The sequence below is a fragment of the Anaerolineae bacterium genome (assembly GCA_014360855.1).
Lineage (GTDB): Bacteria > Chloroflexota > Anaerolineae > JACIWP01 > JACIWP01 > JACIWP01.
The window spans coordinates 1-11,044 of record JACIWP010000090.1; the positions used below are offsets into that span (position 1 = coordinate 1).

An 11,044-nucleotide genomic window follows, 5' to 3' on the forward strand; every position below is an offset into this window, starting at 1 on the left:
CCGGAGAGGGTGTAGCCCCCGCCGGAGAGCATCCCGGCATCCGGCTGGCCGGCCGTGCCGCCCAGGGCGTAGCCACCGCCCTCGCTCCAGGTGTACCCCCCGCCGTCTATCGTGCTCCAGGTCAAATCGTAGCCGCCGCCCGTTTGGGCAGAGACGCTGGCGGCGACGGCCAGCGACAGCAGGGCGACCAGGGGTAACAGGCGCGACCCATGCACCGTACAACGTGAGCCCTTCATCGCCCGCCTCCTACCAGGAGACCTCTGCGGTGCGCACCGTGGCCACCCAGCGGATGGTCTCGCCGTTGCCCTGCACCTGGATGACAAGACCATACGTGTTATGGGCCACGGCGCGAACGTTCCACGCATAGTCATCCTCGCCAAGAGCGGACACCACGGGTGTACCGATGAAACTCACCGTGCCGCCGGCGTTCTCCACGACCCCCCGGATATAGTAGCCGGCGGATTCGCCGCCCAGCGTGCGCCCCACCACCAGCGCATCAAAGGCAACGGTGCGACCCTGGGCGATGGTAAGGAACTCAGGAGGAGTAAGGTTGCCGTTGAGATACAGGTCGTACCACGTACCCGCCTCGCAGAGTCGTTCTATGCGCATGACGTAAAGGGACGTTTGAGCATCGCCCCTGGCACCAAACCCAAAACTTCCAGTAGCGTAGGCCATTTCGCCATAATGCGTGGCTCCCGCCGCCCAGCCCCCTGGAACAGTGGCGTAGGTGCCGCTGGCGGTGTTTTCATAGCCCCCACCGATAGTGGTGGACCAATCGCTGGCGATGTTGGCCCAGCCCCCTCCTACGGTGGCAAGGTCGCCTCCGGCGGTGTTGTTCTCGCCTCCGCCGACGGTGGCGGCATAACCACTGGCGGTGTTGTCATTGCCCCCGCCGATGGTGGCCCTGGAGGAGCTGGCGATGTTGTCATTGCCGCCGCCGATGGTGGCGTAGTTGCCGCTGGCGGTGTTTCGATAGCCCCCTCCGATGGTGGCGTAGGTGCTGCTGGCACTGTTTCGAGAGCCCCCGCCGATGGTGGCGTAGGACGCGTCGTCCGTCGTCCCGCCGCCATCACCTGCCTGGTTGTTTTGGCCCCCGCCCACTGTGCCATAGTTATCGGTCACGCGATTGGTGTTGCCACTGGCCCCTCCGCCGCCGATCGCCGCGCCCACCACGCCGCCCGTCACACTATTGCCGCTGTAGCCGCCGATGATGTTGGGGCTGGTGGCGTTCTGCTGTGTCCACAACCCCGGCAGGGCCTGCGCGTAGGGTGCTGGAGTCAGCGGCTGGCGAGGGGAAAGGGCGGTATAAGTACCGCTCCCTGCCGGGCAGCGGACGCGGACCCACAGCCAGCGGGCATCGCCCTGGAAGGCTCCAGCGCCAAAGTCCAACTGAACGGTGAACAGGCCGTTGCTCACCGGGACATTGGTCTTTTCCTGGTTCGGGCCGATTTGGTTGCCCCCCGCTGCAGCATCCCACAGATTGAATCGGAAGTCGCAGGTGCCGTTGACCGGGTTGCCGTCCTTTTTGAGTTGGCCCTGGTAGGTGAAGGCGGTGCCCAGGGCGGCCTGGATGCCCACCTCTCCCTCCGGCTGCACACCCTCTCCTGACGGCTGTGGTCCCTGGGCCTGCCCCGGCCCCACGGCCAGGGCCAGCAGCACCACCGCCAGCAGGCCGCTTACGAATGTCCATCTGCGTTTCATCGTGCACCTCCTCTTGCACTCCTGGGCCATTTGGCCCACCGAAAGCCGGCTCTACAAGAGGTGCGGCAAGGTACGGAGGCGCTTGGAAGTTACGTCGCACCTGGGTCACATTTCAGTTCCTCGGGGCGCCGGCCGTCCCCATCAAGGAGCCGGCCGGGTCAAAGGCAACCTGGTCCAGCACAACGCCCCCTCATCGGAGGCCAGCACCTGGGCCTCGAACCTGTGCAGATAGCTATTGGTTTGGTAAGGAGCCGGGCAATAGTATTTCCCCCCAGAGCACATCCAGCAGGTCATCGGCGCCCAGGGAGCGCCAGAAGGCCTGTGCGACAGGGTTGCGGTGTGCGGTCGTCAGACGGTACGTGGTGACCCCCTGCTGAGTGAACCAGTCGAACAAGGCCTGCACCAGCCGGCGGCCGATGCCGCGCCGGCGCCAGGCCTCGGCGACCGCCAGGTCGTTGATGTAACCGAAGCGGGCCGGCAGCATAACCGGCGCGTTCTCCCGAATCATGCCGATGGCGAAGCCGACGATCTGGCCGGCGGGGTTTTCGGCGACCAGCACGCGCATGTCGCGGTTCTCCAGCCACAGCCGCAGGGTTTCCCGCCAATGGGCCGGCGCGTCCGGCGCCAGGGCCAGCCGTGGGTCGCACTGCTGATGCCAAAGCATGTGTTCGTGCCATAGGGCGACGATAGCATCTTCGTCCTGGGGGCCGGCGAGCCGCACGCGCACCTCTTCGCTCATGTCCCGTCCTCATCAACAAAAATGCTCTCTTCCCCCATGGGGACGAGAGCACACACCACTCCCGCGGTACCACCCCTCTTAGCAGACCGCTCACTCTGTGGGATACCAACATATCCCCGTCCAGGATAACGGCTGACGAGGCCGGCCAGGTCTACTGGGCACTTGCGTGCCGTTCGGCTGGCAGCTCCGGAAGGATTTTCAGTGAGGCGTACCCACCCGGCTCGCACCTATCCCAGGCTCTCTGGAGAGCCGCTTCTCACCTACTCGTTTCCATCATCGCCATTCTGGATATGATTTGTAGCTAATATACCATACAGCAGAAGGAATGTCAAATGGTCCGCCCGCGCCGCCGGCCTTGACAACTTATATATACTAGCGTATAATATGCACTGGGGGCCGGCGCACAGGAACAATGGATATCCCCCTGCTCGTGCAGGGCCCGTCGAGATTCCCCATTGGAAAGCGGCAAACCCATTCTTCTACCACTCTCTTTACAAGGAGGAACAGCACAATGCCGGCAGAGAAGTACGAGGTCAACAAGTACCGTTGGGTCATCGTGGGCGTGTACACCCTGGCCTCTGCGACGATGGCCCTGACCTGTTTCAGCGTAGCTCCCCTGGTCAGCTCCCTCTCCCGGGACTGGGGCGTCAGCTTCAGCCAGGCGAACCTGGTGCTCATTGTCCTGTTCGGCCTGTTCTCCGGCCTGGTATCGCTCCCCGGCGGCATCGCCACCGATAAGTTCGGCTGGCGGCTGGTCTTCTGCTTCGCCCAAACCCTGCTGGCCGTAAGCGCGTTACTGCGTGCCAGCACCCGTATCTGGCCGCTGTTCGCTCTGTTCAATGTCACCGGCTCCATCGGCCTGGGGCTGGCAACGTCGGTCATCGGCGCCATGGTGCTGAAGTGGTTCCCGCGGCGTGAGGTCGGCGTGGCAAACGCTATCGCCAACGTAGGGCTGGCCGCCGGCATCGCCGCCGGCAACGCCATCATCTTCCCCCTGCTGAACGCCCTCGGCTGGAGCGGCATGTTCTTGACGCTGGGCCTCATCGCCACCGCCGGCGCGGCACTGTCGTGGATCTTCCTGCGCGAACAGCCTCCCTATCCGCCAGAACCCCTGCCGCCCATGGTCAAAGTGGGCCTGTGGGAATCGGTCAAGCAGGTGATGAATGTGGACAACATCATCCTCCTGCCGTTCAGCCTGGCCCTGGTGGGCTATCTGGGCATCGTGCCGGCGGTCTTCCCCGTGCAGTTCGCCAGCTACGGCGTGGCGCTCACCACCGTTGGGCTCCTGCTGTCGGTCATGTCCCTGGTGGGCATTCCGGCCTCGCTCATCGTCCCTGCATGGGCCTTCCGCATTGGCCGGCCCAAACTGATCATGAGCCTTGGAGCTGTTGTGCTGGTGCTGGCCTTCCTGTCGGTCTTCTTCCTGCCGTTGGGGCCGCAGAACATCTGGTTGGCGTTTCTCATCATCATAATCATGGGCTGTGCCATGAACTCCCTGATGCCTATCCGCATGGGGCTGGCGCAGTTACAGCCGGGTGTGCGGCCGTGGAACGCCGGCGTGCTGATGGGCATTGTGATGACCGCCAACGGCCTGGGCTATTTCATCCTGCCCAGCATCTCCGGCATGCTGGTGGAGCGTTCCGGCCCGACCAGCTCCGCCCTGATGCTGGCCGGCGTGACCCTGGCTACGCTTCTGCTGGTGGTCCTGTTCGTCAAGGAACCAAAGGTGGAAGCGCCGGCGGTGCCGGCCGCCGAGCCGGAGCCGGCGTCCTGATGGCTGTGCCCCACCGCCGGCAGTGTCTTATACCCCTGCCGCACCAGGGGGGTGGTGCAGGCTCCCGCCCACATGGGTGGGAGCCTATTCGCTTTCAGCGTGCAATACCGGCGAGAATTACCGCGTAGGCGGCTGTCGCCTGACCCGGCGACGTGAGATTTTGACACATGGGGATGTTCATGATACGATATATGAAATTGTAGCCAAGGAAGGAAAGGAAACGCCGGCGATACAGCGCGGACGAGTGCCCCGACGAATCATGCCTTTTCGTCGGGGTATCGTTTGTGATAAAGGGCCGGCATAGGTGTATGGAGAAGCGGTACGTATGGCATTAGAAGAACTGCGCATTATCCCGCTGGGGGGACTGGGCGAGATCGGCAAGAACATGATGGTGCTGGAGTACGGCGAGGATATCCTCGTCATTGACGCCGGCATCATGTTCCCCGAGAACGACATGCTGGGCGTTGACCTGGTCATCCCCGATTACGGCTATCTGATGGACAAACTGCACCGCGTGCGTGCCATCGTGGTAACCCATGGACACGAGGACCACATCGGCGCGCTGCCCTTTTTCCTCCAGCACGTGCAGGCGCCGATCTATGCCACGCGTCTGACAATCGGCTTTATCGAGAGCAAGGTGCGGGCGCGCGACCGCGCCGGCGTGCCGCTGAACATCGTCCGCCCGGGGGAACGGGTGACCATTGGGCCGTTCACGGTGGAGTTCTTCCGCGTGAACCACAGCATCCCGGACGGCGTCGGGCTGGCGATATACACGCCGGTAGGGTTGGTGGTGCATTCGGGCGATTTCAAGATCGATTACACACCGGTGATTGACGAGCCGGCGGACCTGGCGCGCCTGGCGACCTTCGCCAACGAGGGGGTGCTGGTACTCCTGTCCGACTCCACCAACTCCGAATCGCCGGGCTTCACGCCGTCGGAGCGGGCAGTCCAGCCGGCGTTCGAAGAGATCTTCTCCAATGCCCAAGGCCGGGTGATCGTGGCAACCTTTGCCTCCCATCTGCCGCGCATCCAGCAGGTCATCTGGGCGGCCGCCCGCCACAACCGCAAGCTGGCCATCACCGGCCGGACGATGGAAGAGATGGTGGAGATCGCTCGCGACCTAGGCTATCTGGAGATCCCGGAGAAGCTCCTGATTTCCATTAACCATGCCCAGAACCTGCCGCCGGAAAAGGTGGCCATCCTGGCGACGGGAACCCAGGGAGAACCGACCGCCGTGCTGGCGCGCATCGCCCGCGGCCTGCACAAGCAGATCCAGGTGGGGCCGGGGGATACCGTGGTCATCTCCGCCCATCCCATCCCCGGCAATGACGAAGAGGTGAACGAGGTCATCAACCGCCTGTTCCAGCGCGGGGCGAATGTCATTTACGACCGCATCGCCCAGGTGCATGTCTCTGGGCATGCCAGCCAGGAGGAGCAGAAACTGTTACTGCGCCTGGTACAACCGCGCTATTTTGTGCCCATTCACGGCGAACTGCGGCAGTTGCATCATCACGGGGTGCTGGCGCGCCAGTTAGGCATCCCGCCGGAACGCGTCTTCGTGGTGGAGAACGGCTATGTCCTGCACTTCACCCCGGAGGGTGGGAGGATCGGCGAGCGCGTGCCGGGCGGATACGTGTTTGTGGATGGGAGCGGTGTGGGGGATGTAGGGCCGGCGGTCCTGCGGGATCGCGAGCTGTTGTCCCAGGACGGCTTCGTGGCGGTCGGAATGGCCGTGGATGTGCGCACCGGCCGCTTGCTGGATGTGCCCGAAATCGTGTCGCGCGGCTTTGTCTACATGCGCGATGCGGAAAACCTGATGAATGAGATGATCGAGCTGGTCATCGAGACGGTAGAGCAACAGCCCCATTACGCCGGCAAGCAGGCCCTGGGCGATCTGGTGCGCACCGCACTGCAGAAGATGATCTATGACCGCATCCGCCGCCGGCCGATGATCGTGCCGCTCATCTCCGAGGTTTCCGCCGGCGGCCGATGATGCGCCGCCTGGCACTGCCGGTGGCTGTCAACCTGGCGATGGGCGGACAGCGAGCCTATTCCACCTCCACACCCTCGTACGGCAGGGCGACCATCTCCACCTGCCGGGCGTAGAGCTGGCTGTACAGGCCGGCGCGCTGGATCAGCGTCTCATGCCGGCCCATCTCCACGATCCTGCCTCCCTCCAGCACGATGATCTTGTCCGCACTGCGTATCGTGGAAAGCCGATGCGCGATGACGATAGCGGTACGTCCTTTGAGCACCTCCGCTAGTGCCCGCTGAATCCAGTATTCCGCCTCCGCATCCACCGAGGAAGTCGCCTCGTCCAGGATAAGCACGCGGGGGTTCGTCAGGATGGCGCGCGCCAGCGCCAAACGCTGTTTCTGCCCGCCGGACAGCCGTATCCCGCGCTCGCCGATCTCCGTGTCGTAGCCCTGCGGGAAGGCCATGATGAATTCATGGGCATAGGCGGCTTTGGCGGCGGCGATCATCTCCTCTTCGGTGGCCTCCGGCCGGCCGTAGAGCAGGTTCTCGCGAATGGTGCCGGAGAAGAGGAAGGTGTCCTGGAGCACGGTCACCACATGCCGGCGCAGGGAGCGCAGGCGAATCCGCCGCACGTCCATGCCATCCAACAGCACATGCCCCTCCGTCGGGTCGTAAAAGCGGGCCACCAGGTTGGCGATGCTGGTCTTGCCGGCGCCGCTGGGGCCCACCAGTGCGACCGTCTCTCCAGGTTTCACAGTGAAGCTGACATCGTGCAGGGCCTCAATGCCCGAGGGGTAGACGAAGGAGACATGCTCGAAGGTGATGGCACCCTGCACCGATTCCACATCCTGCGCATCGGGCAGGTCCACGATCTCCGGCTGGCTGTCCAGCAGTTCGTAGATGCGTTCGCCGGCGGCCAGCGCCTCCTGAATGGCATTGTCCATCTCCGTCAACCGGTTGATGGGCTCCAGAAACATGGCCGAATAGCTGACGAAGGCCACCAGTGTGCCAACGCTCAGCTCTCCCTGGATCACCATCCAGGCGCCTACGCCCAGCACCAGGGCCGCGCCGGCGCTGGAGAGGAAGCGCACGCCCGGGAACACCGTGGACCAGCGCAGGATGGCGCGCACGGTGTCCTGGAAATAGGCGCGGCAGACGGTCAGGAAGTCCTGGAACTCGCGCGGCTCCTGACCATAGGCCTGGATGACGCGCATGCCGGCGAGGTTCTCCTCCAGCTCGGCGTTGATCATGCCCATATCCTTGCGGATCTGGCGGAAGGTCGGGCGAATGACCTTGTTGAACCAGCGCAAGATGATGGCCACCAGCGGCACCGGCAGTAATGCCCACAGCGCCAGCCGCCACTCCATGCTGAACAGCAGGATGATGATGCCGATGAGCCGCAGGGAGTCCACGATGATGAACTCCGTGGTATGGGTGACCAGCATCTCCAGGGAGCGTACATCGTTGGTCACGCGCGACATGAGATCGCCGGTCTGCCGCGATTCGAAGAACGACAGGGACAGGCGCTGGAGATGTTCGTAGAGGCGCGTGCGGAGATCGAAAATGAAGCGCTGGCCCAGCACATGCCGCAGGTAGCTGTCGGCGCTGTCCACCAGGCTGTTGAGCAGATAGATGCCGATGAGGCCGGCGATGAGCAGGATGATATAATGCAGGTCCTTGCGCTGTAGGGCATCATCAATGATGCGGCGCTGGAATTGGGGCGGCAGCAGGGGGACGCCGGCGTTCAGCGCCGTCAGAAATATGGCCGCGGCCAACTGCCAGCGATAGGGTTTCAGTTCGCGAATGAGCCGTTTCAGCATCGGTGTGTTCCCAGCCTCCCGAGGCCATTATAGCGCGAAAGGCGCCGGCAACAAACAGCGGGGGCCATAGCCCCCGCTGTCCTGTCGTATCAGGCCGGCCTGCTCATTTCATGAGCAGTGGCAGGTAAATTCTGCCCGCCGGCGGTGTGGGGGTCGGCTCTTCGCCAGGAGTCAGGGCCTCCAGCGCGATGGCCCATTCCACCTCCGTGACAATGGGACCGCCGCGGTAATCGCCGCGATACATCTCCAGGTCCCACGGGAAGTTCAGGCCGGCGAAGTTGCGGATCTCCTCCAGCGTCGGGATATATCCCTCCGGCCCCCAGCGGCCGCCCGGGCTGTAGGTAGGCATCACCGGGTAGGCGTCATGGGAGACGTACCAAGCGTCGTTGTGCAGTGTGGTGGTGATGGGCACATAGAGCTGGTGCGGCCAGTGCGGCGGCAGAACGCGTCCGGCATAGCCGGCTTCCGCATGGTCCCGGTACGGGTCGCTGAAGGCGATCACGCCGTTCTGGGCATCGGTGCCCACCGCCGTGACGTAATGGCCGCCGATGCGCCGCCAGCGCCCATCCTGCATCTCCCAGAATCCCAGCAACAGCACCACCGTGTTACAGCGCGTGATGCGCTCGGAGACCCATTCGAAGGCTGGCTGGCGCTCCGCGATGATGCGATAGTGCTCCCACAGCCCCTTGCTCCGGATGTACGACTCGAGGCCGGCCAGCGTGTCGCTGATGGTGGTACCGGCCTTGATCGTGGCGCTCTGCCGGCCGTCGGTATCCATCTCCTGCGCCAGATGCTCGATGAGCGGGCTGACATTGAGCGGGTCATGGTCATCCCAGCGCCCGTAGGCCTGCACCAGCGGGTAGGTATCCCGGATGGTCGGCGGCATGACGTAGTCCTGTTCGAACTTCGAATCGTGCCACCACAGGGCGTTGGCCACCGCCGCCGGCGCATCCAGGCTCCACTGCCCGGTGCGCGGGTTCTGCCAGGCGTTCTGCCGCTGATCAAAGTCCGGCACGCCGCTGAGGGCGTAATCCGGATAGCCCTCGCCCTTGTAGTGCAGGGTCGGGCAGGTGTTCGCCGGCGGCATCGGTTCCGGCGGCTCCGGCGTCTCGACCGGCGCCACCACGATGGCATATTCGATCTTCGTATAGATGTCGCCGCCGGCATAGTCGCCCTGATACGGGGCGTAGCGCGCCGGCACGTTGGCGCCGGCGAAGTTGGCCACCTCGTCCCAGCTCTGCACGTAGCCCTGCGGTTCCCATCCGCCGGCGATGGCCAGGGCGCTCACCGTCACCGTGTAGATGTCATGGGAGACGAAGGCCGGCAGGTTGTGCAGGGTAAAGGCCTGGTCCCCCTCGTGCGGATGCACCGGCGGCGGCAGTACCTGGCCGGGGGCGCCGGCCTCGGCGCGGTCAAACCACGGGTCGCTGAAGGCGATGTAGTAATTCGTGGGATCGACGCCCGGCACCGTCACGTAATGTCCACCCAGGCGCACCGGCCGGCCGTTCTGCTTCTCCCAGAAGCCCAGCAACAGGATCACATCGTGGCAGGCCCGCACCTCCTCGCTGACCAGGGAGAAGGAGGGGGACTCGGTGACGGTAATGACATAGCTGGCGCGCAGGCCCTTATCCACCAGGTACTGCTCGATAGCCTCCACCGTGTCGCTGATGGTAGCGCCGCGATGCGGCACGCCCGTCCGCTGGCCGTCAATATCCATGCGGTAGGCCAGGTCCTCGACCAACTGGTAGGAGGAATCGGGCGAATCCGGCGCGTTCACGTTGCGCGGGTCATGGTCATCCCACGGGCCGTAGCTCTGCACCAACGGATAGGTGTCGGTGATGAACGGCGGCGAATAGGGACTGCGCTCGAAGCGCGCGTCGAACCACCAGAAGGAGTTGGCCACGGCGGCCGCCGCGTCATAGGTCCACTGGCCGGTTTCCGGATGCCGCCATTCGCTCTGACGTTGGTCGAAGTCCGGCACCCCGTTGGGCGCGTAGTCGCGGTATCCGCCGCGCTTCCAGTACATGGACGGGCCGATGGGGCACTGCCATGGTGTGCCGGTGACGGTCGGAGTAGGCGTTGGGGTCGCCGGCGCCGGCGTGGCCGTGGGAGTCGGCGTATGTGCCGGCGTTGGCGTCCAGGTGGGCGTCGGGCTTGGCGTCACCACCAACGTCGGCGTGGGCGTGCGGGTGGGGGTCGGCGTCGGCGTGCGCGTGGCCGTCGGCGTGGCTGTCGGCGGCGCCTGTAGGATGGTGGTATCCTCATAGGTGCTCGCCGGCGGCGCGTTGTCGGCGCTGGTCACCACCTCGTTGCGGATCACCGTGCCGCCAGGGATGGTGGTCACGGGATGCAGGTAAAGCTGGATGGTGCGGCTGGCGCCGGCAGGAATGTCCCCCAGGTTCCACACCAGCGTGCGCAGGCCGTCCCAGAAGATGGGCGCCGGCACCGCATTGCCCGGGAAGTACAGCGTCTGCGCCGGGATGGTATCCGTTACCATCACGTTGCGCAGGGTCAGGCCCCCCTCGTTGGTGACCACAATGGTGTAATGCAGGAGGTTGCCGGCCGGAATGGGATCTTTCTCATCGTACTTGGCGATGGCCAGGGCCGTGCGGTAGCCGAAATCGGCATCCCGGTAATGCTCGTTGGGGCCCAGGCTGACCCGATGGGGATCCGTGCCGGCCGTCAACACCGCCGCCCACGGCAGTGTCGAGTCGTCCACCCGCACCTCATAATTCCCCACCGGTATACCGTCGAACAGGTAGCGGCCGGCACTGTCGGTGAAGCGCTCGCCCAGGTAGGTCTCGTAGGTGCCGTCGCCGTCGCGATCCCACCACAGCTCCAGCCGCACGCCGGCCAGCGGCTCCTCTCCCGGGTTGTACACACCGTCGCCGTTGGCGTCATGCCACACGAAATCGCCAATGCTCCCCACCGCCACCAGGGTATCGGTGGGATCCATGGGTTCATCCGTGTCAGGATCGTCGGTGGGGACCTCGCCGGCCACGTCCGCCGTCACGCGGCCCTGGTTAGAGACAT

The 11,044-nt window shown here is 64.5% G+C and carries 7 protein-coding genes and 1 other annotated feature; of the genes, 2 read left to right on the forward strand and 5 right to left on the reverse strand.

Annotation, left to right across the window (positions count from 1 at the left end):
* The 3 genes from H5T60_06610 to H5T60_06620 all read right to left on the reverse strand — a co-directional run.
* Positions 1-236, reverse strand: a 236-nt coding sequence (locus H5T60_06610) for a hypothetical protein (GenBank protein ID MBC7242099.1), incomplete at its 3' end; no start/stop codon positions are given.
* Positions 237-246: 10 nt separating this feature from the next.
* On the reverse strand, positions 247-1,701 hold the full coding sequence (locus H5T60_06615) for a hypothetical protein (protein MBC7242100.1): 1,455 nt from the start codon (positions 1,699-1,701) through the stop codon (positions 247-249).
* 232 nt (positions 1,702-1,933) lie between these two features.
* Entirely contained in the window at positions 1,934-2,440 is a 507-nt protein-coding gene (locus H5T60_06620) for a GNAT family N-acetyltransferase (protein MBC7242101.1), read from the reverse strand.
* A 35-nt stretch (positions 2,441-2,475) separates the two neighbouring features.
* Positions 2,476-2,726, reverse strand: a binding site (T-box leader).
* Positions 2,727-2,951: 225 nt separating this feature from the next.
* Here H5T60_06620 and H5T60_06625 point away from each other — a divergent pair.
* Together H5T60_06625 and H5T60_06630 are read left to right on the forward strand one after the other, a co-directional pair.
* Positions 2,952-4,214 carry an MFS transporter gene (locus tag H5T60_06625; protein ID MBC7242102.1) on the forward strand — a complete coding sequence of 421 codons (1,263 nt, stop codon included), beginning with the start codon at positions 2,952-2,954 and terminating at the stop codon, positions 4,212-4,214.
* A 325-nt stretch (positions 4,215-4,539) separates the two neighbouring features.
* Positions 4,540-6,207: a ribonuclease J gene (locus H5T60_06630; GenBank protein ID MBC7242103.1), complete on the forward strand. Its 1,668-nt coding sequence runs from the start codon at positions 4,540-4,542 to the stop codon at positions 6,205-6,207.
* Between the two features lie 55 nt (positions 6,208-6,262).
* Here H5T60_06630 and H5T60_06635 read toward each other — a convergent pair whose 3' ends face one another.
* Both H5T60_06635 and H5T60_06640 read right to left on the reverse strand, forming a co-directional pair.
* On the reverse strand, positions 6,263-8,011 hold the full coding sequence (locus H5T60_06635; protein MBC7242104.1) for an ABC transporter ATP-binding protein: 1,749 nt from the start codon (positions 8,009-8,011) through the stop codon (positions 6,263-6,265).
* Between the two features lie 103 nt (positions 8,012-8,114).
* Positions 8,115-11,044 (reverse strand): DUF11 domain-containing protein (locus tag H5T60_06640; protein MBC7242105.1); only part of this gene is annotated, 2,930 nt, incomplete at its 5' end.

Bases quoted from the DNA above. Each gene is read 5' to 3' on its own strand.
- H5T60_06620 (MBC7242101.1), bottom strand. From the start codon at position 2,440: ATGAGCGAAGAGGTGCGCGTGCGGCTCGCCGGCCCCCAGGACGAAGAT.
- H5T60_06615 (MBC7242100.1), bottom strand. From the start codon at position 1,701: ATGAAACGCAGATGGACATTCGTAAGCGGCCTGCTGGCGGTGGTGCTG.
- H5T60_06630 (MBC7242103.1), top strand. From the start codon at position 4,540: ATGGCATTAGAAGAACTGCGCATTATCCCGCTGGGGGGACTGGGCGAG.
- H5T60_06635 (MBC7242104.1), bottom strand. From the start codon at position 8,011: ATGCTGAAACGGCTCATTCGCGAACTGAAACCCTATCGCTGGCAGTTG.
- H5T60_06625 (MBC7242102.1), top strand. From the start codon at position 2,952: ATGCCGGCAGAGAAGTACGAGGTCAACAAGTACCGTTGGGTCATCGTG.